Origin of the sequence: Hominimerdicola aceti (assembly GCF_025567495.1) — a bacterium.
In the GTDB taxonomy this organism is placed as follows: domain Bacteria; phylum Bacillota; class Clostridia; order Oscillospirales; family Ruminococcaceae; genus Hominimerdicola; species Hominimerdicola aceti.
The window spans coordinates 110,699-134,679 of record NZ_JAOQJZ010000006.1; the positions used below are offsets into that span (position 1 = coordinate 110,699).

19 protein-coding genes and 1 other RNA gene are annotated in these 23,981 nt (G+C 42.9%); 12 read left to right on the top strand and 8 right to left on the bottom strand.

All coding sequences use genetic code 11. The annotated features are described in order from the left end of the window. Positions 1 to 9: 9 nt before the first annotated feature. Together OCV57_RS07460 and OCV57_RS14380 are read left to right on the top strand one after the other, a co-directional pair. Positions 10 to 1,338 (top strand): threonine/serine exporter family protein, encoded by a 1,329-nt coding sequence (locus OCV57_RS07460; protein WP_046440221.1) that lies wholly within the window; start codon positions 10 to 12, stop codon positions 1,336 to 1,338. A gap of 191 nt (positions 1,339 to 1,529) precedes the next feature. Next, positions 1,530 to 1,673, top strand: coding sequence for a helix-turn-helix domain-containing protein (locus OCV57_RS14380; protein WP_353733755.1), 144 nt, complete (start codon positions 1,530 to 1,532; stop codon positions 1,671 to 1,673). 162 nt (positions 1,674 to 1,835) lie between these two features. On the opposite strand, the gene OCV57_RS07465 is transcribed toward OCV57_RS14380, so the two are convergent. Continuing rightward, on the bottom strand, positions 1,836 to 2,321 hold the full coding sequence (locus OCV57_RS07465; RefSeq protein WP_267301036.1) for a hypothetical protein: 486 nt from the start codon (positions 2,319 to 2,321) through the stop codon (positions 1,836 to 1,838). Between the two features lie 303 nt (positions 2,322 to 2,624). Between OCV57_RS07465 and OCV57_RS07470 the strand changes: the two genes are divergently transcribed. From OCV57_RS07470 to OCV57_RS07480, 3 genes are all read left to right on the top strand, one after another. After that, positions 2,625 to 3,353 (top strand): metallophosphoesterase, encoded by a 729-nt coding sequence (locus tag OCV57_RS07470; RefSeq protein WP_267301037.1) that lies wholly within the window; start codon positions 2,625 to 2,627, stop codon positions 3,351 to 3,353. A 96-nt stretch (positions 3,354 to 3,449) separates the two neighbouring features. Then, positions 3,450 to 4,082 carry a GyrI-like domain-containing protein gene (locus tag OCV57_RS07475; RefSeq protein WP_267301038.1) on the top strand — a complete coding sequence of 211 codons (633 nt, stop codon included), beginning with the start codon at positions 3,450 to 3,452 and terminating at the stop codon, positions 4,080 to 4,082. A 184-nt stretch (positions 4,083 to 4,266) separates the two neighbouring features. Continuing rightward, positions 4,267 to 5,058, top strand: a complete 792-nt coding sequence (locus OCV57_RS07480) for a class I SAM-dependent methyltransferase (protein ID WP_317245241.1) — start codon at positions 4,267 to 4,269, stop codon at positions 5,056 to 5,058. 545 nt (positions 5,059 to 5,603) lie between these two features. On the opposite strand, the gene OCV57_RS07485 is transcribed toward OCV57_RS07480, so the two are convergent. Further along, positions 5,604 to 6,230, bottom strand: a complete 627-nt coding sequence (locus OCV57_RS07485) for an alpha/beta hydrolase (protein WP_267301039.1) — start codon at positions 6,228 to 6,230, stop codon at positions 5,604 to 5,606. A 335-nt stretch (positions 6,231 to 6,565) separates the two neighbouring features. Here OCV57_RS07485 and OCV57_RS07490 point away from each other — a divergent pair, with 335 nt between their 5' ends. From OCV57_RS07490 to OCV57_RS07500, 3 genes are all read left to right on the top strand, one after another. Then, the gene (locus OCV57_RS07490; protein WP_267301041.1) at positions 6,566 to 7,591 is read left to right on the top strand and encodes an NERD domain-containing protein; all 1,026 of its coding nucleotides are present in this window, start codon (positions 6,566 to 6,568) and stop codon (positions 7,589 to 7,591) included. Between the two features lie 316 nt (positions 7,592 to 7,907). Further along, positions 7,908 to 8,807: a hypothetical protein gene (locus OCV57_RS07495; protein ID WP_195552160.1), complete on the top strand. Its 900-nt coding sequence runs from the start codon at positions 7,908 to 7,910 to the stop codon at positions 8,805 to 8,807. Positions 8,808 to 8,993: 186 nt separating this feature from the next. Beyond that, on the top strand, positions 8,994 to 9,620 hold the full coding sequence (locus tag OCV57_RS07500) for a formate/nitrite transporter family protein (RefSeq protein ID WP_267301042.1): 627 nt from the start codon (positions 8,994 to 8,996) through the stop codon (positions 9,618 to 9,620). Positions 9,621 to 10,194: 574 nt separating this feature from the next. Here OCV57_RS07500 and OCV57_RS07505 read toward each other — a convergent pair. Beyond that, a complete protein-coding gene (locus tag OCV57_RS07505) occupies positions 10,195 to 11,562 on the bottom strand; it encodes an MATE family efflux transporter (RefSeq protein WP_267301044.1) in 1,368 nt (455 codons plus the stop codon). 216 nt (positions 11,563 to 11,778) lie between these two features. Here OCV57_RS07505 and smpB point away from each other — a divergent pair, with 216 nt between their 5' ends. Continuing rightward, positions 11,779 to 12,246 (top strand): SsrA-binding protein SmpB, encoded by a 468-nt coding sequence (gene smpB, locus OCV57_RS07510; protein WP_022286588.1) that lies wholly within the window; start codon positions 11,779 to 11,781, stop codon positions 12,244 to 12,246. A 3-nt stretch (positions 12,247 to 12,249) separates the two neighbouring features. Further along, positions 12,250 to 12,609: a transfer-messenger RNA gene (ssrA, locus tag OCV57_RS07515) on the top strand. 350 nt (positions 12,610 to 12,959) lie between these two features. Here ssrA and OCV57_RS07520 read toward each other — a convergent pair. The 3 genes from OCV57_RS07520 to OCV57_RS07530 form a co-directional block, all read right to left on the bottom strand. Then, entirely contained in the window at positions 12,960 to 14,504 is a 1,545-nt protein-coding gene (locus tag OCV57_RS07520) for a sensor histidine kinase (RefSeq protein ID WP_267301045.1), read from the bottom strand. Further along, the gene (locus tag OCV57_RS07525) at positions 14,488 to 15,162 is read right to left on the bottom strand and encodes a response regulator transcription factor (protein ID WP_022286586.1); all 675 of its coding nucleotides are present in this window, start codon (positions 15,160 to 15,162) and stop codon (positions 14,488 to 14,490) included. The genes OCV57_RS07520 and OCV57_RS07525 overlap by 17 nt, the downstream gene beginning before the upstream one ends. A 386-nt stretch (positions 15,163 to 15,548) precedes the next feature. After that, positions 15,549 to 18,476, bottom strand: coding sequence for an ABC transporter ATP-binding protein/permease (locus OCV57_RS07530; RefSeq protein ID WP_267301046.1), 2,928 nt, complete (start codon positions 18,474 to 18,476; stop codon positions 15,549 to 15,551). Between the two features lie 1,173 nt (positions 18,477 to 19,649). Between OCV57_RS07530 and OCV57_RS07535 the strand changes: the two genes are divergently transcribed. Both OCV57_RS07535 and OCV57_RS07540 read left to right on the top strand, forming a co-directional pair. Next, positions 19,650 to 20,327, top strand: coding sequence for a response regulator transcription factor (locus OCV57_RS07535; protein WP_267301047.1), 678 nt, complete (start codon positions 19,650 to 19,652; stop codon positions 20,325 to 20,327). 4 nt (positions 20,328 to 20,331) lie between these two features. Then, on the top strand, positions 20,332 to 21,405 hold the full coding sequence (locus tag OCV57_RS07540) for a HAMP domain-containing sensor histidine kinase (RefSeq protein ID WP_046442155.1): 1,074 nt from the start codon (positions 20,332 to 20,334) through the stop codon (positions 21,403 to 21,405). A 59-nt stretch (positions 21,406 to 21,464) separates the two neighbouring features. Here OCV57_RS07540 and OCV57_RS07545 read toward each other — a convergent pair whose 3' ends face one another. Both OCV57_RS07545 and OCV57_RS07550 read right to left on the bottom strand, forming a co-directional pair. Further along, the gene (locus tag OCV57_RS07545) at positions 21,465 to 22,730 is read right to left on the bottom strand and encodes an O-acetylhomoserine aminocarboxypropyltransferase/cysteine synthase family protein (RefSeq protein WP_022288724.1); all 1,266 of its coding nucleotides are present in this window, start codon (positions 22,728 to 22,730) and stop codon (positions 21,465 to 21,467) included. Positions 22,731 to 22,847: 117 nt separating this feature from the next. Beyond that, positions 22,848 to 23,951 carry a hypothetical protein gene (locus tag OCV57_RS07550; RefSeq protein WP_046441835.1) on the bottom strand — a complete coding sequence of 368 codons (1,104 nt, stop codon included), beginning with the start codon at positions 23,949 to 23,951 and terminating at the stop codon, positions 22,848 to 22,850. Positions 23,952 to 23,981 lie beyond the last annotated feature (30 nt).

A 23,981-nucleotide genomic window follows, 5' to 3' on the forward strand; every position in this document is an offset into this window, starting at 1 on the left:
TGATACTGAATGTCACAAACTATAGTTAAGAAAAATCACATGGATATCCCATGGCACGATTTCACAGACGCCGAAAAGGACGAGCCAGTATCAAAGGCGAGCCTAAAAGAAAAAGCCTCTGTTATAGGCAGGGTGGGAATGATGTTTCTCTCCTGCGGAACGGGAGCGTGGCGTGTGAGAAGTTCCATGAACACCATGTCGGAATGTATGGGACTGACCTGCACAGCAGATATCGGGCTTATGTCCATAAACTACACCTGTTTTGACGGCGAGGCTTGCTTTTCGCAGTCTCTTTGCCTTACTAACACGGGAGTAAACAATTCAAAGCTAACACGTCTTGAAAATTTCATCAACGATTTTGTCAGCCGCTGCGATAGTTTGACTTGCGAACAGGTCCACAATGAACTTGACGATATCGAAAAGATACACGGACTTTACTCGCCGCCTGTTTTGGGACTTGCGGCGGCACTTGCCTGCGGAGCGTTCACATTCCTGCTTGGCGGTGGACTGACCGAGATGATATGTGCATTTTTCGGTGCAGGCATTGGCAATTATGTGCGGAGCAAATTCACAAAGCACCACCTTACCCTTGTGCTTGGAATAGTTGCCTCAGTATCGGCGGCGTGCCTTTCATATGCAGGGCTGTTTGAACTTGCGAAAATACTTTTCAATATAAAAATGCAGCATGAGGCAGGCTACATATGTGCAATGCTTTTTATTATACCTGGTTTTCCGTTCATCACAAGCGGCATAGACCTTTCAAAGCTCGATATGCGTTCGGGCATCGAGCGGCTGACCTACGCCCTCATCATTATAATTGTAGCCACAATGACGGCGTGGTTAATGGCACTTATCCTGCACCTTACGCCAATGGACTTTTTGCCTCTGCACCTTACCTTATGGCAGTTCATACTGTTCAGACTTGCGGCAAGTTTCTGCGGAGTTTTCGGATTTTCCGTTATGTTCAACAGCCCTGTCAAGCTTGCAGCCTCTGCGGCAGTTATAGGTGCACTTGCAAACACTCTGAGATTGGAACTTGTTGACCTTGTTTCATTTCCTCCTGCAGCTGCTGCGTTTGTGGGGGCATTCACCGCAGGCATACTCGCCTCGCTGCTGAAAAAGTATGTGGGCTATCCGAGAATATCCATAACCGTTCCGTCCATAGTCATAATGGTTCCGGGATTATATCTTTACAAGGCTTTCTATAATTTGGGCGTCATGTCCCTTGAAACATCTGCGTCATGGCTTGCGTCTGCTCTGCTGATAATACTAGCTCTGCCTTTGGGGCTTATCTTCGCTAGGATAATTACGGACAGGTCATTTAGGTGTTGTACTTAAAATCTTAGTCATAGCCTAAAGCTATACCGAACCCACATAAAAAAACTATATTGATATACACTTTCCTATTAAGACTATTCTCCATTACCTATAACTGGCGTCAGCGGCATTTGTCAGCAAAAGCGAAGTGCTGAGGTGTTTTAAGAACATAACAGGACAGTCGCCGTTTGAATATCTAAAAAAATTATCGTCTGCGCAATGCGGCATATATGATAAAAAACACATCTGACTCGATAAATGCTATCTGTGGGCTTTGCGTCTTTGACGATCACAGCTATTTTTCAAAAGCCTTTAAAGAAGCCTACGGGTGCAGCCCCAGAGATTTTAGAAAGTAGAATATACGGGACAATATCTCACAGATTTATCTGTCTGCCGTGTAGACATTACATTCTCCTGTTTATAGGACTACGATAAAACTATTATCAAACAAAAGACGTTTCATTTTATCCAAATGGAACGTCTTTTGCATTTGTGCTTATTCTTGTATGAAAAAAGAGTCAATTATTCTCCTCCCAATAATCCTCTGCATCCTCGTAGTCATAGAAATCATCATAGTGATCTTCATAGAGATCCTCTGGGTCGTCATAATCATGAGCATCATACTCAGCAGATTTACTGGTTGAGGTTTTATTGGTATTCTTACGGGTAGCTCTGGTAGCTGAACTACTTGCTGTAGTGGTTTCCGGACGTGATGTTGTAGCGGTTGTGAATACTGGAGTATAGCTGTTCTTATTATTGTAATACTTAGGGTCATGTATCAAACAGTAACTGCTGCCTTCTTCAGGAGAATTGTCACAGCCTGAGTGTGCGCATTTGGGGCGCAGGGCATCATAGATCATGGCTATCCCTATGATGGTCAACACAGCGACAACGATTCCTTTGAGATTGAACGAAATATGCTGAGAGCTGTTTTCTGTTGTCAGCTTGTAGCCTATATAATCGTCAAGCATTTCCTTGTTTCTGTTGTTTTTTCCAGATTCCATAATCACACCTCCAAACTGTATTTCTGATATTATACCATATTTTTTAAGATTTGTGGTAACAATTTTTGGACAATTGAATATTCTGTCCATTTTATTATTTTTTAGTGACAAAGTCGGGTAGTGTACGGAATATTTAACGGTTACTTTTGCTCAACTCCCCTTAATTTTATCCCCATTATACAGCTTGAAGCGAACTCTATGCCAATGGGTAAAAAAATTTTTCAAACCTCCCCAATTTTACCCCTAAGTATGCTATAATAGAATAGACAAGAAACCCGACCCAAAACCCAGCGAGGTGCTTTTATGACATATGCAATATCTGATATCCACGGCTGTTATGAGGAGTATATTAAGCTTCTCGAAAAAATAGGCTTCTCTGAGGACGATACCCTCTATATCCTAGGTGACATCTGCGACAGGGGCGAAAAAACTATGGAGATCTATAACGACATCATGACTCGTGATAATGTTATCCCGCTGTTTGGCAACCACGAACACCTTGCCTATATCAATCTCCGCCACCTCATAAAAAATGATGTGAGCAAGCTTACAAAAGACGAACGGCTAGACCTGATAGATTGGCTCACCAGCGGAGGAAAACCCACTTTCAGCGAATTTATCTCCCTCCCCAAAGCCGACCGTGTGTACTTTATAGAGTTTCTTAAAAGCTTCTCAATGTATGAGGATATCACCATAAACGGCAAACGTTTTGTCCTCACCCATGCAGGTCTTGGGGGCTTTAGCGAGGATAAGTCTCTTGATGAATATACCCTCCACGAGCTTATCTGGGAACGTACCGACTATTCAAAACGCTATTTCAGCGACCCGAATACTTTCCTTGTGACAGGTCACACCCCTACCGCCAATATCCCAAACCACGGCAGACCCGAAGCCTACAAAGCCAACGGACACATAGCCATAGACTGTGGCTGTGCCTCAGGTGGACGTCTGTGCGCCTACTGCTTTGAAACAGACAGGGAGTTTTATGTTGACAAAATAAACCAGCCCCTTGAAAATCACTTCAAAATGTGATATACTTGTCCCGTTAAATATCATAACCGACGAGGACAAAACGGGGGTTATGCCGTATTAAAGCGTATTTATAGATTATATTTTATGGAGGTAATCATGGCTTTTGATTTTAAGAAAGAGTACAAAGAATTTTATATGCCTAAAAACAAGCCAGAAATTGTAACTGTTCCTAAAGCAAATTATATTACAATCAGAGGAAAAGGCGACCCAAATGAAGTATGTGGAGCATATCAACAAGCAATTAGTGTGCTATATGCTGTTGCCTATACACTGAAAATGAGTTATAAAACAGATCATAAAATTGAAGGATTTTTTGAATATGTAGTTCCACCACTTGAGGGTTTTTGGTGGCAGGACGGCATAGACGGTATAGACTATACTGATAAGGCATCATTCAATTGGATATCTGTTATCCGTTTACCTGAATTTATAACTCAAAAAGACTTTGAATGGGCAGTTGAAACAGCAACTAAAAAGAAAAAGTTAGATTGTTCGTCAGCAGAGCTAATGACAATTGACGAGGGATTATGTGTTCAAATAATGCACTTGGGTTCGTTTGATGATGAACCAGCTACTATTGCTCTAATTGATGAATATCTAGAAAAAAACGGATATGTCAATGACATAACTAAGACAAGGTTACACCATGAAATTTATCTCTCAGATGCAAGGAGAGTTGTCCCTGAAAAATGGAAAACTGTCATTAGGCTTCCAATAAAGAAGATATAGAATACTTCCATTTAGTCATTCTTTTCTTAAATAATTATCCACCGATACAGCCCCTCTGTATCGGTATTTTTCTGCCCCAACGCCCCTATCCGCCCCACCTCTATTGACATTTCCCCCTCAATGTGCTATCATAAAAAAGTAAGTTAGTCGCAACTATCTTAATAACACCACAGGAGGAAGAAAAATGGATATGAATGAAAAACCAAAGCTCTCAGGCGTGCCTGAAACTATGCTTCAAACCGTGTATGCCCGTGCAAAGGAGACAAAAACAAGGGGCGCGATAAAAGATACAAAAGCCGTGGAGATAATAGATAAGATAAACTATGATTTCTCACTTGCCGATAAGGACTCAGCAATGCACAGCGGCGTTGTTGCAAGGACAATAGTCCTCGATAAGCTTGCGAACAAGTATCTTGCAAAAAACAAAGGCGCAGTGGTGGTGAATATCGCCTGCGGACTTGATACACGCTGTTACAGAATGAACGGCTACACCCATTGGTATAACCTCGACCTGCCCGAAACTATTGCCGTGAGAGAAAAGCTTCTCCCTGAATCAGGCGAGATATCCCAGATAGCAATGTCCGCCATGGACGATTGGAGCGGAGAAATAACCGAGCACGATGCCCCTGCTATCGTCATCATCGAAGGTCTGACTATGTACCTCTCCGAAAAGGACGTAAAGGAGATTTTTGACGTCATAAGCAAACGCTTTGAACACGTCACAGTATTGGTCGAGACGATGAGCCCCACTATGGTAAAGCGTATGAAAGAAAAGTCGATCGAGGGTAGCAAGGCCAAATTCACATGGGGCGTCAAAGACGGTAAAGAGCTTGCAAAGCTTCTCCCGAACTTCCGCCTTATAGAAGAACATAGCCTTGCCGAGGGAATGGCGGAGTTTATCCCAATATTCAAGCTTCTTAAAAAGATAAAGCCTGTGAGCAATATCTCAAACAAGATAGTAGTAATGGAAAAATAACTTTGACTTCCCAACCCCGCCATGCTATAATCCCAAATTTAGAAGTTCCGCCACGCAAAAAGCCCGTCAAACAGCGTATCAGCGCCGCAATTCAGATATAATTTTTTATCTCCAACAATATAAAATTCTTTTTTTGCACGGGTAGCGGCAACAGTCAGTCAATGTCTGCGTTGATGCGGAATTTGATAAATATTTTTCAGTCACTCCAAAATGTTCTCTAAGCATATTCAGAATGTTTGAATCCATTGTGAGTACAGGCTTTATTTGAGAGCGATACTGCAAAAATAGTCAGCACCTTTAAGCTCTTCGATAAACTTTTGGTCGATTTGTTCCTTGGTAAGTGAAAGCTCATTTACGATATTCTGCACTGCGCCATTATTGGAGCTTGCAACAACAATATTATTTTCCGTAATGATCTCTGGAAGTACGCCAATAGATGCGTTTTCAAAATATATTGTCTCTTTTGTTCCCTTGATCGACCTGTCTCTTAGTTTTGCGATATCATAAGCCTGTTTTACAATTTTTTCTTATCCATTGCCATTCCCCTATCTTCCGTTCATCACCCAAGCAAACCCCTTAGCTGTCCGCAAAGCAGGCTCTTTAAAATGCCCGCCCTTGTTCCATTCAAGGGTGCATTCGATACCCTGCCCCGTCAGCAAATCATAACTCTCACGGATACAGTTGCCCACCTTTGACATGACCGCATTTTTCGTCCTTTCTTCCTTGTCACCAAGGCTGAGATAAACAGCGTCGCATTTTATCTTATTCTCTTTCATATACCCCACAAAATCAGGGAACCACACCGACGGAGAAGCCGCCGCAACGCCTGAAAATTTCTCCGTTTGAAACGCCGCCCACAAGGCAAAAAGCCCTGCCAGAGAATATCCGCCAATGTAATAATCCTTGCTCTTGTCCGAGCAAAGCGTTAATATCTCCGCCAGAGTGTCTTCCGCTCCATTGCCGAAGCCCTCATTGCCAAATACCGCAGGAGCGTTCCAAGGCGATAACTCATCGTTCCAATCATCGACCTTCACCGCAATAAGCTGAAAATCCACACTCGTGAGCTTTTTTATCTCTGCCACCTCATTTTCTATCTCAGGCAAATCATGGTCGCCCACAGGCTGAATAAGAACAATATCAGCATTTTTGTCGCCATAATAATGGTATGTCATTTTGCCGTCACCTCTGTAATGTATCTCACTTCAAATACCCCTTTACAACGCCAACAAATTCCCCTATATCCGCAAAATAATTAGGATAAGCCTCACTTAGCCTTGCGAAAGAAGAAAACCTGACAAGCACATTGTCCGACCTATCGTTGCTGCGGTATTTCGTTTATTGACAGTATATCACATTATCCGCAATATTTCAACAGCCCTCAAAGTCAAGCCCTTTTAATCTGTGTAGTACTACAATAATTGTACCACATTGCAAAGTAAAATACTTGAAATGACATACGGAATATGGTATAATAGCACTATCTAAAAAACTATCGGAGGAAAATTATATGGGATTATTTGATAAACTTCGTGAACCTGTGGTACTAAAAGAGGACAGCAGTGCGAAAAAACAACTTGAGCAGCTGGACTTTTATTCAAAGCTTGCACCTGAAAGTGTCAAGGAACAAATAGAACAGGACAAAAAACTTGTTTACTATGGCATAAAAGGCGAAGAGGCATTGATGTTTGAGCTGAAAAACAGTCATATGCCTATGTATATTCTTCACGATATTTTCTTTGAAGAAAATGGACTTACAACGCAGATAGACTATATAGTAATCACACGAAAAGTGATACTGATAATTGAGTGCAAAAACCTCTATGGAAATATTACTGTTAATAATCAGGGAGATTTCACCAGAACCATTCAATTTGGAAAACGCTATCATAAAGAAGGTATATATAGCCCTATAACTCAAAATCAGCGTCATTTGGATATGATAAAAGAAAAGCATCGAAACACTAAAGGCTTACTCACCAAGGCTATTTTTGAACATTATTTTGACGATACATATAAGTCAGTAGTTGTTTTAGCTAATCCAAAAACCATAATTGACATGAAGTATGCACCTAAGGATATAAAATCCAAGATAGTTAAAGTTGACGGACTTAACAGCTATATAAAAAGACTGAATGACGAAAGCCGAAACGAAAATATGTCAGATAAGCAAATGAAAGAATTGGCTGATTTCTTTCTGCAAAGCAGCATTCCAAATACTACTGACTATACTGCCAAATATCAGCTTGAAGTCAATGAGGAAAAAACAGTTACTGTAAAGGAAGAGCCAATTCAAAACACATATTTTGACAGCATTGAAAATTCACCTGTATATAAAGCATTAAAAGACTATCGCTACAAACAAAGTGTTAAGGAAAAAATCAAGCCATATTTCATTTTTAATAATGCTCAGCTTGAAGAGATAATAAAAACTAATCCTCAAACTTTAGAAGAACTAAAATCAATAAAAGGCTTTGGTGATGCCAAATGCCTAAAATACGGTAAAGACATTCTAATGATATTGGGAGATTATTGATATAACAATAACTAACTTCAGATATATCCACCGATACAGCCCCTCTGTATCGGTATTTTTCTGCCCCAACTCCCCTATCCGCCCCACCTTTATTGACATTTCCACCTCAATGTGCTATCAAAAAAAAGAATGAGTTAGTCACAGCTATCTCAATAACACCGCAGGAGGAAGAAGATGAATATGAATGAAAAAACCAAAGCTTCTTAAAAAGATAAAGCCTGTGAGCAATATCTCAAACAAAATAGTAGTAATGGAAAAATAACTTTGACTTCCCACCCCCACCATGCTATAATGATAAAAAAAGAGGTGACCCCACATGACCAATAAAGCATACTACCACCTGCCGGGGCTTTTCGAGTTTTATGACCTTTACGCCGCTTTCCTGCCCATATTCCGTAAACATAGAGATTATTTCTATGACTGGTGCGAAATAGGCTCTGTCTATGGCGCACCTGCCGACTGTATATGGGGCGGCGGACGAGCAGGCTTCGGCGAACATTCTCCACGAGAAGTCCTCGACCTTATGAAAGAATACAACATCTCCTCACGGCTGACCTTCAGCAATTCCCTGCTAAGAGAAGAACACCTTTCAGACAAAAAGTGCAACGACCTTTGTAGGCTGTTTTCCCAAAGCCCGCCTCCACAAAATGGCGTGATAATATGCTCCGACTTGCTTCTTTCATATCTGAAAGAGAATTATCCCAACCTCTATTTTGTGTCCTCTACCACAAAAGTCCTCACCGAGTTTTCTCAGCTTGTAAACGAGCTTGACCGCGACGATTTTTCCTATGTAGTCCCAGACTTTCGCCTGAACAAAGCCCTGGATAAACTCTCCGATCTCACCACTGAGCAGAAAAACAAAGTTGAGTTTCTTTGCAACGAGTGCTGTTATGTAGGCTGTGCAGACCGAAAAAACTGCTATGAAAACGTCAGCCGCAAAAATCTAGGCGAAAACTGTCCCGACCATGTTTGCAAAGCACCCAATGCCTCAGAGGGCTACCGCTTTTCAAAAGCCATGGAAAGCCCCGCCTTTATCGGCATAGAGGATATCCAAAACACCTATCTCCCCATGGGCTTTTCAAACTTCAAAATAGAGGGCAGAAACCTTGGAAGCGCCTTGATACTTGAATTTCTGCTCTACTATATGACAAGACCCGAACATCAGCTAAAGGTCAGAGAGCAAATTTATCTCGACAGTATGCTGGATCTGTTCTGACTATTCTTCACATTGCATATCTCCCATATTGCAAGAAATATGTCACAAAACTCATGTTACCCATGGCTTACTTGGAAACAAAAATCAAAATAAGTGTAAACAATGCCACTTTTTTGTTGAAACAGCCATTATAATATAGTATAATAACACAGTGCTTTGTCACAAAAAAGTTATAGGAGAATTTACATGAAAAAAATTATCGACATATTTCTGCGTTCTTTGCTCACAGGCGTGGCGATAGCCATAGGCGGAACAGTCTATCTGTCCTGCCCTAACAAATATCTGGGAGCGTTTCTTTTCGGCATTGGACTGTTTGTGATACTGTTTTTCGGCTTTAATCTCTTCACAGGAAAAGTCGGCTACGCAGTGGAAAACAAACCCTCTTATCTCGGTGAGCTTGGCATAATATGGCTCGGCAATTTTGCAGGAGCCGTCATCTCCGCCCTGCTTATTACCCAAACACGCATATCCACCATAAGCGACAAAGCCACAGAGCTTTGCAATATAAAGCTTGGGGATAATATCACAAGCGTTTTTATCCTATCATTTTTCTGCGGAATACTTATGTTCGTTGCCGCAGACGGCTATAAAACTATCCAAAACCCTGCGGGACAGATACTTGCAATATTTCTCCCCGTTGTGGTCTTTATCCTCAGCGGCTTTGAACACTGCGTCGCTAATATGTATTTCTTTACCATAGCAGACTTATGGAGCATTAAAGCCTTTGGCTACCTTATTATAATGTCCCTTGGAAACTCCATTGGCGGAATACTTATCCCCCTTCTGCGAAAAGGCTTTGTATCAAAAGCATGACGCCTGTTTTTATAGGCTTATATAACATATAAAAAAAGATACCGCAGTTCAAAAAGAACTGCGGTAAAAAAATGACTTCTGCTCTCAGGAACACAGTAAAGGGGGTATTATGAAAAAACAAATAAAACAAAGGAGTCAATAGTAAACATAAGATAACAAATAAAACACAATTTAATCAACTTAGAAGGAGTGTGCAGAAGTCATAAGGCAATACCGCACAAGGCACGCCTGTCGGCTTTGTACGCAATCTGCTTGCAGATTTTCCGTCATATCGCACCAAAGCTTCTTGAAATACGCTAGTATTCCTGCGTCGCTTTAGCACAATCTGACGAAAAATCTGACGGCACATCTTGCGCACAATCCTTGTGCGGTATTGCCTTGATTCGTTCCTGATGTATGTATTATATCACACTTAAAGCCATTTGTGGTAACTTTTTTTGGACAGTTGCGACTTTTTTCAAAAAAAATCTGCACTCCGAAAATCCTAAAGCTTTCAGAGTGCAGATTTATCTTTTTCTGTAGAGGCGAAAAGCGTTTGCCCCTTTCCACGTCTATCTGAATTGTCGCCTGTCTATCAAATAATATCCGCCCTGCGTTTACCTATCTGTGCAAACTCTTTGCGCCGTATGATAAAGTAAGCCACTGTTACGGCAGCGCCTGTTATCACCCAGGAAACAGGGTAAACTATCATGAGCATAAGATAGCTTCTGTGAGCCGCATAAATCGTGTTCACCCACACAAGCCTGAACACGCAGGTACCAAGCACAGTTATGACCGCAGGTGTCATAGAGTGACCCATTCCCCTAAGACAGCCGCCCGATATTTCGTAAACACCCGTAAGAAGCTCCAGCAGGCAAACTGACCACATTCTTATCATTGCGTAGTGTATAACGTTCTCGTCCGTTGAGAAGATCTGTATAAAAAGGTGTCTGCCAATAAGGAATATCAGACTCAGCCCAAGACAGCTTGCAAGCCCGATAAAGGTGCAAAGCCTGTATATCTTTTTACAGCGTTCCTTATCCTGAGCCGCAAAATTCTGACTTGTAAAGGTGGTCGCAGTCTGAGCGAAAGCGTTTATAACAAAATATGCCATGAACTCAAAATTCTGTTCGGCTGTGCTTCCAGCGATACCGTCTGAACCGAAGCTGTTTATCGCCGCCTGTATCACAACGTTTGACAGCGAGAAAACCATGCTCTGCAAACCAGCCGGCAAGCCTATCTTTATGATACCGAGGAGATATTTCCAGCGTATCCTGAGCTTTCTGACATCAAGTCTTAGCATCTCCTCCTCGTGGGTAAGAAAGTAAAGTATCATGCAGGCACTGAAAAAATTTGATATAACAGTTGCCGTTGCAACGCCTGCCACACCCATTTTGAACACGATCACGAACACAAGGTTCAGAATAACATTTATAACGCCTGCGGTGATAAGAGCGTAAAGAGGTCGGGTGCTGTCGCCCTTGCTCCTGAGCACTGCCGAACCGAAATCGTATATCTCGATAAAAGGCATTGCAAAGAAGAATATCCTGAGATACAGCGTTGCAAGCTTTAAAACATCGTCAGGCACATTCATCATGCCAAGGAGTATCGGTGCAAGTATCTCGCCTACACCCAGTATGATAAATCCGCTTATGACCGCCAAAAGCACCACCGTATGTACAGCCTCGTTTGCCTTATCTTTTCTCCCCTGACCTATAAGCCTGGCCACCACGACATTTGCACCGACAGAAAGCCCCAGAAAAAGGCTTACAATAAGGTTCACCAATGAAGAATTGCTTCCAACCGCCGCCATGGCTTTGTCGCTGTCAAATCTGCCCACCACCGCAAGGTCAGCGGAGTTAAAAAGCTGCTGCAAAATACTTGACAATGCAAGGGGCAGTGCAAAAATAACGATCTTGCCCACAAGCGGACCGTTTAACATATCTATTTTCTTATTTTTCATACCAGATCTTCTCTCATCTTTCAACTAACTATTTCTCATACCTAATATTATATCACACCATCAAAGCTATTTCAATACCCGAATTTGCACATAAGCACACACAGAGATGTGTAAAAATCTAAACATTACGACCATTTGTACAATTTTTTGAACTCTTTGCCTGTTGACAAAGGCATGAAATGGTGTTATAATAATATTCCACGGGAGGTGAGCAGTATGGCGATAGACAAAAAAGGCACAAAGCAGATTGCCGACAACCGAAAGGCACGTCACGATTATTTCGTGCTTGAGCAGATAGAGTGCGGTATCGAGCTTGTGGGAACAGAGGTCAAGTCTATAAGGAATGGCGGCGTCAATCTGAAAGACAGTTGGTGTTCTATCGAGGACGGAGAGATGTGGGTCAAGGGTATGCACATATCCCCTTATGAACACGGCAATATTTTCAACCGTGATCCACGCCGTGAGAGAAAGCTGCTGCTCCACAAACGTGAGATACTGAGGCTGTTCGGAAAGGTACAGCAGGAGGGTCTTACGCTTATCCCGATGTCGCTATATTTCAAAGGCAGCAGAGTCAAGCTTGCACTTGGGCTTTGCAAAGGTAAAAAGCTTTATGACAAGCGTGACGACATGGCAAAGAAAGCCGCACAGCGTGACATAGAGCGTGCCATGAAAGAGCGAAACTAACCTGGGGGTGTAAAGGTTTCGACGGGGGTTTTGAAGCACGATAAGCGAGTAGAGGAGCGCACACTCTTTAAACGGCGTACGTTTTAAAATTAGACGACAACGATAATTTTGAATTAGCTGCTGCTTAAGTCAGCGCTCGTCTTGCCTTAGAGTACCACGACTTTGGTAAAGGCGTCGATCAGTGGTGAACGTTACAAAGCGACGGCTGTAGCCTTGTAATGTATCACAGCCTACCAAACACACAGGCGTGTCTGTTTGCCTTTGTGCAAGGGAACGGGAGTTTTCCGCAATAACAGAATACACTCGTAGAAGTTCGTGGGGATAGGCTTTCGGACAGGAGTTCGATTCTCCTCACCTCCACCAGCAGGGGCGTGCCCCTGCACCCAATCCGCTTTACTTTATGTAGGGCGGTTTTTTTATTGCCGCTCATCAATTTTAACTAAAATCCAACCATTGTTTCTCCGTGGTGGGCATTTCCCGTCAAGTTTTTTTTGTAAACACACAAAGTCACCGCTGTGATAATTCGTGTGTCACTTTTACAAATTCAGGGGCGTGCCCCTGCACCCGATCCGCTTTACTTTATGTAAGGCGGTTTTTTATTGCCGCTCATGGATCATTATTTATAAACCCAACTTTGTTATTTCACCATGGCAGACGCTGATATAAAAAAAGAGTGCATTACCACCTCAGATAATGCACTCTTATATTTTACCCTATTTTTCCTCCAGTCCGCTGAGCGAAAGCCTGCTCTCCATTTTCTGAACAGTCTTGCTCTCCTGCTTTGCGATCTTCGCTTCAAACCAGAAGGTCGAGCCTTTGCCCTCTTCCGATTGAACGCCGTATGCAAAGCCGTGGGCTTTGAGTATCTCCTGACAAATGGAAAGTCCAAGTCCTGTGCCTACCACGTCACGCTTTACCTTTGCGTCACGGTAGTATCTGTCAAATATCTTCGGCAAAAGCTCCTTAGAAATGCCCTTTCCGTTGTCTGTTACTTCAATACGAACCACATCAGCCTTGTTTATCTGCTTGATACGAATGACCTTATTGTCCCCTGTGTAGTTTATAGCGTTGTTTATAAAGTTGTAAATTACCTGATCCAGCTTTGCAATATCCGCCGTTATCACTCTGTCCTCGTCTGGGATATACTTGATATCATAACCATTTTGCTCTATGAGTATCTGATATCGAGTCATGCAGTCATTGAGCTTGTCAACAATAGAGAAGTCCGTGAGTTTAAGCTCCGCATTGCCCGACTCCAGCTTTGAAAGCTCCAGCAGATTATTTACCAGACTTGAAAGCCTGTCAGCCTCGTCGATAATGACTTGGATATGCTCCTGCCTCTTCACAGGATTATCCCCCGACAAGTCCCTTATCATTTCCGCATAAGCCTTCACCATAGTGAGCGGTGTTCTCAGGTCGTGAGATATGTTCGCAATAAGGTCTTTCCTAAGCTCCGATACCTTTTGTATCTCGTCCTTGGCATTGTTAAGCACCGTGGAAAGCTCCTCTATCTCACAATAGCCATGACCATTGAACTCCACCGTATAATCCCCTTCACCGAATTTCTTCGCCGTGTTCGTAATGTCAACGATAGGCTTTGAAAGTCGCTTTGAGATATACATAGTTACAATAAAAGCAAGCTCAAAAAGTATGATAGTGATATAAATGAGCTGTTCTCTTATAATGCTTACAGTGGAATCTATAGGCTCTATTGAGCTTTCAATGAAAAGATACGCCTGCTTATCCGAATCATCAGTGTAGATAGACGTGCAGTAAAATATCTCCTTGCTCTTGAAATTCTCATTCTGAGCAATTTTCGTGATATAGTTATCGTCCGACTGCTTTAGCTTAGATATCATCTTGAAAAGTCCGATGCCATAGCCCTTGTTTATGATCTTGTTAAGATGCGAATATGCTCCCATGTTGTTTTCCATCACAAGAGGATTGCCCATTTCGTCCGTTATAACAATGCAAAGGCTGTTGTCAAAAGCCAGAGAGCGGTTCGTTACCTCCTGCTGGTCAGTGCCATATGCTTGGATTATCTGATTTGCAGCGTCTGTGATATCTCTTATCTTCGCCGACTGATAATATCTTTCCAAGAAAAAATACTGAAAAAGCCAAATAAGAATAAGAATAAAAGCCGTGAAGAAGATAAAATACATCCACACATATGACCGCAGACTTCTTTTCGCCTTTATCTCCGCCGTCTTATTGCTGACTTTTTCCTTGACTTCTGCAAGCTTACTGGATCTTTTCAAACTTATATCCCATTCCTCTCAGAGTAACAATAAGATTGCGGTATTTTCCAAGGCTGTTTCTCAGCATTTTTATGTGAGTGTCCACAGTTCTGTCGTCACCGTAAAAATCAAAGCCCCATACCTCTTCAAGAAGCTTCTCTCTTGAAAGCGCAATGTTCATGTTCTTCACCAGATAGAAAAGCAGGTCATACTCTTTCGGAGTCATGGAAACCTTCTCCCCGTCTATCTTTACCTCACGGGCTGTAAAGTTTATCTCTAATCCCTCGTATCTTATAACGTCCTCAGTGCGCTGAGAAGCTGACGCGCGGTTAAGCACCGCCCTTATCCTTGCCATAAGCTCCTTTGGCGAGAACGGTTTTACTACATAATCGTCAACGCCTATCTCAAAGCCGAAAAGCTTGTCATACTCCTCGCCCCTTGCGGAAAGCATTATAACAGGTATCTGCTTTATTTTTCTTATCTCCTTGCAAGCTGAATAGCCGTCAAGCTTCGGCATCATAACGTCCATTATGATGATATCGAAATCCTGATTTTTCACCATTTCCACAGCCTGCATACCGTCCTCAGCCTGAGCTACTTCATATCCCTCAAACTCGGCATACTCTTTGATTATCTCTCTTATTTTAATTTCGTCATCGACTACAAGAATTTTTGCCATAGTCATTCCCTCCTATTCAGGCAACACCGCACAAAGAACACCTATTTGCTTTGCATACAATGCTTGTGTGTTGCTACCTTAATTCATATTCTTTGCTTATATAATAACCTATTATTGTGTAAAATTTGTGACGGTTTATAGAATATTCTAAGCCATACCGCACCAATTCACCAGAAAACTACTGCCCGCCAACCAAAATGGTATGACGGGCAGTAGTTTATATAGGAATTTGTTATGGGAATGTCAGAAAATCAGCAATGTCCCATCATAATGAGAGCCATAAGACAAAAACCTGTTACGATACAACTCATTGCGCCCATGATGTTGTCTATTTTTTCTGCTGTAAGCTTTTTCATAGTGATTACCTCCTTGGGGTCTAAAATAAACTATTCTGTTCTCAGTGCGATAACAGGGTCTTTCTTTGCCGCCACTCTTGACGGGAACAGACCTGCGATAAGCGTCAGGCAAACGCTTATTGCAATGAGTACAACTGCCGCACTGACAGGTATTGAAGCTCTTATCGGCACGTCCGTAAGATGTGCGATTATCATGTTTATCGGTATTGTGAGCAGATATGAGATAATTATTCCCAATGCACCTGCCACAAATCCCACGATAACTGTTTCGGCATTGAACACTCTTGATATATCCCTCTTTGAAGCACCTATACTTCTCAGAATACCTATCTCCTTTGTTCTTTCCAAAACTGAGATGTAGGTTATAATGCCTATCATGATAGATGATACCACAAGTGAAATTGCAACAAATGCAATAAGAACGTAGCCGATAGCGTTTATGATAGAGGTGATAGAACTCATCATAAGACCAACATAATCGGTGTATTCTATCTTGTCCTCTTCGCCGACACTGTCGTTGTAATCGTCGATAATATCTATTATCTTTTCCTTTGAAGCAAAGTCCACAGGATAGATATTTATGCTGTCAGGGTCTTCAACAACTGAATAACCAAGAGTTTTCATGTTGTTGTCATAGTTTGAAGTGGAATATTTTCCGCTGTTTGCAAGCTGATCCGCATTTGTGTCGGACTGTTCTTTGAGCATTTGCTTCATAAGCTCCAGTTGCTCGTCAGAAAGTGAAGCTATATACTTCTTCTGAGTTTCGGTAAGCGATGACATATCACCGCCCTGAATTGCTGACATATCCATTGAACCCATGGCATTCATGCCCATATCTGCAAGCTCGCCTGTATCGGAAGCACCGCTCTGCTCCATAAGAGCCTTATACTGCTCCTCGGTCATTCCCTCAGGTATCTCCATAGAGCTGTCGCCTGCCACCAAACCAGCCTTCTTGTCTGTGTCGGAGCTGTCTGCTGTTTCGTCAGCCTTGCTTTCTGTATCGGCTGTGCTGTCGGAAACGGTTTCTGAACTGCTGTCTGTATCTGCCGCATTCTCGTCCGTTTTGAACTTAAGTCCTGTGAAAACATCTATGTCAGGGTTTGCTATCTGCTCTTTTACTATCTCGCTTTTATCTACTTCGTCGATAAGATATGTCATAAGGTCATGACGATAGCCTATCGCACCGCTTATGGAAGCAGAGGAAGCGTCCTCGTCAGGTCTGAGGATACCGACTACACTTATCTCAGTGCCGTTTGCAACAGCCTTTTTCATGTAGCTCTCATCGCCTGTCATATCTTCCCACACACCGTCTTTTTTCTTATAGAAATCAGGTGTAGGAACGACCTTGAATTTCAGGTCAAGAAGCTCATCATAGGTGTAAACGTGCTGTTCGCTGTCAACGGATATATCCTCTCCTGCCATGGCACGTCTTACTATGCCGTTAAGTGAGCTTGGGTCGAGAAGTCCGAGAGAATAAAGCACATAGTCGTTTATCTCGTTGTTCTTATCAACTACAAGCACAACTTCGTTATATTTTTCAGGCAAACGTCCTGCGATAACGTCATACTGCTTGTCGATAAGCTCCTCATTATCTATCATTTCGCTCCATACGTCAGTACCCATGCCCATCATGCCACCCATTGAGCCACTCATGGACATTGCTTCCATCTGAGTTGAGGACATATATCCCATATCTTCAAGAAGCGTTGACGGATTGACCTGCATTACACCGCTGTCGCTCTCCGTGAAAACATTAAGTGTAGTGGCGTATGTGTACTGAACGTCGCTTGTAAGGTCTTTCAGGTCGCTGTTATCGTCAAGATATTTCTTGAACTTCTCCAGATTGTTGACCTTCGTTTCTTCCATGAGAGTGTTTATCATCTCGCCCATGGCATTCTGAGAATAGACCTTGTCTTTATCGTGGTTTGCTGAATCCTCATGGTTTTTCGCCATGGTGTTCATTATCTCACCTATACTTGCGGTGGTCTTTGTTATCTGAAGCGGATAGCTTGAAAGGGTATCAGACTGCACCTGATCTATATAAAGCTGAACACCGTTTGAGATAGAAAGAATAAGTGCGATACCGATTATACCAATAGAGCCTGCAAAAGAGGTAAGAAGCGTTCTTGCCTTTTTTGTCATAAGATTGTTTCGGCTCAAAGACAGTGCAGTAAGGAAGCTCATGGAAGTTTTAAGCTTTTTGCGCTCTTTCTTCGCTGCCTTTTTGTCAGCCTTAGTAGGCTCTTTTTCAGGCTTTTTGATAGGCTCCACAACATTCTTGTCAAGAGGGTCGGAATCGTCTATGACCTTTCCGTCAAGAAGTTTTATTATTCTTGAAGAATATTTCATTGCAAGCTCAGGATTGTGCGTTACCATTATAATAAGCTTGTCCTTTGAAATGCTCTTCAAAAGCTCCATTATCTGCACGCTTGTTTCAGTATCAAGCGCACCTGTAGGTTCGTCTGCAAGCAGGATGTCAGGCTCATTCACAAGCGCTCTTGCAATGGCAACTCTCTGCATCTGACCGCCTGACATCTGATTAGGCTTTTTGTGGAGCTGGTCGCCAAGGCCCACCTGTTCGAGAGCCTTGACGGCTCTTTCACGTCTTTCTGACTTTGAAACACCTGATAGGGTCAAAGCAAGCTCAACGTTTGAAAGCACTGTCTGGTGCGGTATAAGGTTATAGCTCTGGAACACGAAGCCTATGGAATGGTTTCTGTAGGAATCCCAGTCGCAATCCTTGAAATCTTTGGTAGATTTGCCGTTAATGTTAAGGTCACCGCTGGTATATCTGTCAAGGCCGCCGATAATGTTCAAAAGAGTGGTTTTACCGCAGCCTGACGGGCCGAGGATAGAAACGAACTCATTCTCACGAAAATCAATGCTAACGCCTTTAAGGGCAGAAACGGTGGAATCACCAACGACATAATCTTTTTTTATGTCCTTTAAACTAAGCATATATTTTCTCCTATTTTTGTTATTGTAAAGATATTATAATAGGGTTTTATAAACTCAGTTTAAACATAACACAGTTTTGGGTGTAAAAATTGTCGGAGGGGGAATTGAAGTGAGGAGTGAGGAGTGAGGAGTGAGGAATGAGGAATGAGCAAAGCTGCCCCCAAGCACCGAGCGAAGCGAGAGATAAAGCGCACGCTCAAGCCCGGCGCTAGAGGGCTTGTGGGTACAGGGCAAAGCCCTGTCGGAGTATGAGGCAGAGCCTCATTCGGCGCAAGCCGACAAGGTGCAGATTGTAGTATCAAAAGCATATAAAAGTCGGATATCAGATAAAAGTGATATCGGAGTATAAAATCTGCACCGCTTTTCTATCCCATAGCAAAACGTAGATACGCAAAGAGCGGAGCGATTTTGCGGAGGAATAAACTATCCCAAATATCTGTAGGGGCGAACAGCGTTCGCCTGTGTTCAGAATTTGTTATAATTTCAGAATTGTAGGGGCTGGCGCCCTCGACAGCCCGCTATTTCTTGCCCATTGAATTATCGGGGAATATCACAATAATGTACCTCGAAAATAATTTGGCATCAAAGATACAACAATCACAGCATTACACCTTCGAGCGGGACGTCGGGGGCGCCGTCCCCTACAAGCGTGATAGGATAGTTTTTTTGTTCTGTCCTGCAATGGTTGTAATCGTGGACTTGTTTCTTCGACGGGCGAACGCTGTTCGCCCCTACAGATTTGTTGCCGTAATTTTGTCCGATATATATATTCAATTTTCAAGTTACGTTCGGGGTGCGACATTGGGTATTATGCCCTTGGTTGCGTATACACAAAATACCGCAATGCACACCCACGCTTTGACACAAGTACTCTACAGCCTGTTCCAGAAACTCACCTCGGTTTCACTAAGTCGCAGGGCTTGTACGTGCCCGCAAGTATCAAAACGCTTTCTACCTATCCTGAAAATCACCCCTTTTGTTGCATAAAAAATGCAACAATTGCAGAAATGTTGCCAAATTAAAATATAAATCATTTGTTTGCACAAGGCAATACCCCTGAAATTGTGCAGGATCAACATGGAATTTTGAACTAAATGTGTCTTGACATCGTTAATATCACGTTAATAAAACGGTGATATAATAAAAAAATGCAAAGTGAACGGAGGAGTAAAAATGTTTCACATACTTGTGGTGGAGGACGATACTAACACTCGCAAACTGACCTGTGATGTGCTTAGCGACAACGGCTACACACCTATCGAGGCTCGTGACGGTATAGAGGCTCTCGAAATAATGGACGAAAAACACGTTGACCTTATTATAATGGACGTTATGATGCCTCGTATGGACGGCTTGGAGCTCTGCGAAACTATCCGCAAGGCTGGGTTTCAGACGCCTATATTAATGGTGACGGCTAAGGAAACGGCTTTTGACAAAAAGCAGGGCTTTATAAAAGGTACGGACGATTACATGGTGAAGCCTGTGGACGAGGAGGAAATGCTTCTGCGTATTCAGGCTCTTTTGCGACGTTCGCAGATAGTGAGCGACCACAAGATAACTGTGGGCGACACCACTCTCGACTATGACGCACTGACTATCAAGACCCCTGAGGGCATAAGGGAGCTTCCGCCGAAAGAGTTCATGCTTCTTTACAAGCTTCTTTCCTATCCCGAAAAGATATTCACCCGCCGTCAGCTTATGGACGAGCTTTGGGATATGACCTCAGACACTGACGAGCGCACTGTGGACGTACACATAAACCGCATAAGAGAGCATTTGAAGAATAACCACGATTTTGAGATATTGACAGTGAGAGGGCTTGGCTACAAGGCGGTCAAGCTGAAAGGATAGGCTCATGAAAAAACATCTTATCTCTGCTCTTCGCTCAGAGCGCAGGCGAAATTACACCATGAACGCCAGCATAGTTTCGGCGGTATTTATGATAATGATATGGGCAGGGCTTCTTACGGGATTTATAATGATAGGCATAAAAAGATGCCTGCATTTTCTATCCCCTTTGCAAATGCCTTTTGTTTTCCTTATTGTGGGACTTGTGGTATCTGTAATAATCGGCACTTGCATTTCTGCCGCTGTAGCAAGCAAGATAGTAAGACCTGTGCGTGAGGTAAAAAAGGCAATGCACAGGGTAGAAAAGGGAGATTTCTCTCAAAGGTTAGAGGTAACAGGCTTTAACGGCGAGATAGACGAGCTTATAGAAAGCTACAACAAAATGGCGCAGGAGCTTGGGGGCATCGAGATGTTCAGGGAGAATTTTATCAACAGCTTCTCTCACGAGTTCAAAACGCCTATCGTTTCTATCCAGGGCTTTGCAAAACAGCTAAAAAAAGAAAATCTGTCAGAAGAGAAAAAGCAGGAATACATTGACATTATCATCAGCGAATCAAAGCGTTTGACCAATCTTTCATCGAACATTCTTATGCTTTCAAAGCTTGAAAATCAGCAGATCATCACTGACAAGACAAGCTTTTCCCTTGACGAGCAGATAAGAAACTGCATACTTCTTCTGGAAAAGCAATGGACGGCTAAGGACATAAGCTTTGACATTGATATGCAGGAGATACAATACACCACCAATGCGGAAATGCTTTCGCAGGTGTGGGTGAACATAATAGGCAACGCCATAAAATTCTCCCCAGAGGGAAGCTCTATCAGAGTAAAGCTTTTCAAAGAGGGTGATGTGATAACGGCTGAGATAACTGACCGTGGCATTGGCATGGATCAGCAGACCATATCACACATTTTCGAGCGTTTTTATCAAGGGGACAGGGCGCACGCTTCAGAGGGAAACGGACTTGGTTTGCCCCTTGTTAAGCGTATCGTGGAGCTGTGCAACGGCAATATCCGTGTAGAATCACAATACGGAAAGGGTACAAATTTTATTGTTACGCTCCCGCAAAACGACAAATGACCTTAGTATCATAAAAAAGACGGACACTTCCAAAGAAATGTCCGCCTTTTTCTATTTTATCAGATAGCCGCAAAGCCCTGCTTCAGATCGTCTATGATATCCTCGACATTTTCAAGACCTACGGAAAGTCTTATCATTCCGCCGTTTATGCCTGCGGCAACGAGCTGTTCGTCTGAAAGCTGTCTGTGTGTTGCGGAGGCTGGGTGAAGGATACAAGTACGGATATCGGCAACGTGAACTTCGTTGGAAGCAAGCTTAAGGCTGTCCATGAACTTTGCCGCTGTATCTCTTCCGCCCTTGATAACGAACGAGATAACGCCTGCTGTGCCAAGAGGGAGATACTTTTCAGCAAGCTTATGGTACTTATCGCTTTCAAGTCCAGGATATGCAACGGACTCTACCTTGTCATTGCTTTCGAGGAATTTTGCCACTGTGAGCGCATTCTCGCAATACTGCTTCATTCTTACAGGGAGAGTTTCAAGACCCAGATTGAGCAGGAACGAGGAATTTGCTGCAGGATAGCAGCCGAAATCTCTCATAAGCTGCATTCTTGCTTTTACGATGTAAGGTGCAAAAGAATATTTCTCAGTGTAGATAGTGCCGTGATAGCTTTCGTCAGGCTCGGTCATGCAAGGGAACTTTCCGCCCGTCCAATCGAACTTGCCGCTGTCAACGATAACGCCGCCAACCTGAACTGCGTGGCCGTCCATATACTTTGATGTGGAATGGATAACGATATCTGCGCCCCACTCGATAGGTCTGCAAAGGTATGGAGTAGCGAAAGTATTATCAACGATAAGAGGAACACCATTCTTATGGGCGATATTTGCAAAACGCTCGATATCGAAAACTGTCAGCGCTGGGTTTGCGATAGTTTCACCGAAAACAAGCTTTGTATTATCCTTGAATGCCGCCTGTATCTCATCATCTGTAGCGTCTGGGTCAACAAAGATACACTCTATGCCAAGTCTTTTCATTGTTATGCTGAAAAGGTTTATGGTGCCGCCATAGATAGAAGTGGAAGCTATAAAGCTGTCCCCTGCCTGACAGATGTTCAGGATAGAGCAAAGTGTGGCAGCCTGTCCGCTTGATGTACACATTGCGGCTGCACCGCCCTCGAGAGCGGCAATTTTCTTCTCAACTGCGTCTGTGGTAGGGTTTTCAAAGCGTGAGTAGATAAGGCTCTTGGTAGGGTCGTCAAAGACCTCGGCTATCTCTCTTGAGGAGTCATAGACATAGGTTGTGCTTTGTACGATAGGCACTACTCTCGGCTCTCCGTTTTTAGGCGTATAGCCCTCGTGTAAACATTGTGTTTCGATCTTCAATCAAATCAAATCCTTTCAATGCGGTAACGACCGCAAAATTTTTACCAATATAAAAAGCTTTTCAAAAAGCGTTTAAAACAGCAGTCCCCTCAGACCGCCCAAACATTATAAATGCGTTTATTCTGCATAGCGAAAACTCATAGCTGAATCGAAAATATCTTCTCCCATTGAAACATACTTTAGTGGTATCACCACATTATATTGTATATATTCGCTGTCAGAAAACTCGTATATACCCTGAACGTTCACACTTTGATCCTCACCCAGAGCCGCAATAACACAGCCACGCTTGCCATTGCCAAGGTCAAGTCCCCGATAATCAAGCCAAACATTATCATCAGAGCTGATATCAGCCGACTTTGCATACATATCTAGCATATCATCGACCGTGGTCTTGTCAAGCCGCTGATAATAAGACAATGACAGATTTAACCCGTCATATTTTTCGTCCACTTTGCCGTCAATAAGATTTGCATAGACAATCTTCACATCTCTCGTGCCGTCAAAATCATCTGTAGTTATCTCATGCTTTTCCAACTTTGCGGCAGAAAATCCACCTATCTCAGGCAACTCTAAAGCGGCAGAAAAATCTGAAAGCTCTATGGTCAAACCGTTTTCAATATCATAACGGTCTGTATCCACCGACCCTCCGTTAAGCATATCATAAACATAGCTGTCTATGACCATGTAAACGCCACCCGTGGTGATATTCGCAGAAATGCCATTTTCGTCAACGAAACTTTCAAGTTTCGTGAACGTGCTATCCTCGTCAAACTGCATTATAACTGCACTGGCTTTCTGCTCGTCGCTTATTTTGTCGCTAAACTCAAAACGAATGACCCCACCACCGAAATCAGCGTCAGTATACTTGACAGGTATACTAAGGAGCGGCTCGTCAGAATTTATCATTGCGTTTATACCATAATAATCAGAAAGCATTGCCTCTGCACCAAAATTGCCCTCTACGGTGCATTTGGCTGTATATGGTATTTCGCTAAGGTCACAAACAAGCTCAGGGTCACGAATTATTTCCACCTGCGAACTGTCATCCGTCTGCGAACTTTCCTCCACACCGTTGGGCGTATCTGACACCGCTTCCGCAGTAGTAGTATCTTTCGTTTCTGAAACGCTGTCTGCGGCTTCCTCAACAGGTCCGCAGGCGCAAAGTGACACTGACAGCAATACCGCCAGCAGTACGGCTTTTTTTCTGCTATTTTTCATATTAAGTTTCTCCCTATTTTTTTTATTTTG

What these genes read in the sequence shown, in the direction of transcription:
- OCV57_RS07530 (WP_267301046.1), bottom strand. Translation starts at nt 18,476, where the DNA reads ATGCTTAGTTTAAAGGACATAAAAAAAGATTATGTCGTTGGTGATTCC.
- OCV57_RS07525 (WP_022286586.1), bottom strand. Translation starts at nt 15,162, where the DNA reads ATGGCAAAAATTCTTGTAGTCGATGACGAAATTAAAATAAGAGAGATA.
- OCV57_RS07535 (WP_267301047.1), top strand. Translation starts at nt 19,650, where the DNA reads ATGTTTCACATACTTGTGGTGGAGGACGATACTAACACTCGCAAACTG.
- OCV57_RS07485 (WP_267301039.1), bottom strand. Translation starts at nt 6,230, where the DNA reads ATGACATACCATTATTATGGCGACAAAAATGCTGATATTGTTCTTATT.
- OCV57_RS07465 (WP_267301036.1), bottom strand. Translation starts at nt 2,321, where the DNA reads ATGGAATCTGGAAAAAACAACAGAAACAAGGAAATGCTTGACGATTAT.
- OCV57_RS07470 (WP_267301037.1), top strand. Translation starts at nt 2,625, where the DNA reads ATGACATATGCAATATCTGATATCCACGGCTGTTATGAGGAGTATATT.
- OCV57_RS07540 (WP_046442155.1), top strand. Translation starts at nt 20,332, where the DNA reads ATGAAAAAACATCTTATCTCTGCTCTTCGCTCAGAGCGCAGGCGAAAT.
- OCV57_RS07475 (WP_267301038.1), top strand. Translation starts at nt 3,450, where the DNA reads ATGGCTTTTGATTTTAAGAAAGAGTACAAAGAATTTTATATGCCTAAA.
- OCV57_RS07550 (WP_046441835.1), bottom strand. Translation starts at nt 23,951, where the DNA reads ATGAAAAATAGCAGAAAAAAAGCCGTACTGCTGGCGGTATTGCTGTCA.
- OCV57_RS07490 (WP_267301041.1), top strand. Translation starts at nt 6,566, where the DNA reads ATGGGATTATTTGATAAACTTCGTGAACCTGTGGTACTAAAAGAGGAC.
- OCV57_RS07505 (WP_267301044.1), bottom strand. Translation starts at nt 11,562, where the DNA reads ATGAAAAATAAGAAAATAGATATGTTAAACGGTCCGCTTGTGGGCAAG.
- OCV57_RS07480 (WP_317245241.1), top strand. Translation starts at nt 4,267, where the DNA reads ATGGATATGAATGAAAAACCAAAGCTCTCAGGCGTGCCTGAAACTATG.
- OCV57_RS07495 (WP_195552160.1), top strand. Translation starts at nt 7,908, where the DNA reads ATGACCAATAAAGCATACTACCACCTGCCGGGGCTTTTCGAGTTTTAT.
- smpB (WP_022286588.1), top strand. Translation starts at nt 11,779, where the DNA reads ATGGCGATAGACAAAAAAGGCACAAAGCAGATTGCCGACAACCGAAAG.
- OCV57_RS07500 (WP_267301042.1), top strand. Translation starts at nt 8,994, where the DNA reads ATGAAAAAAATTATCGACATATTTCTGCGTTCTTTGCTCACAGGCGTG.
- OCV57_RS07460 (WP_046440221.1), top strand. Translation starts at nt 10, where the DNA reads ATGTCACAAACTATAGTTAAGAAAAATCACATGGATATCCCATGGCAC.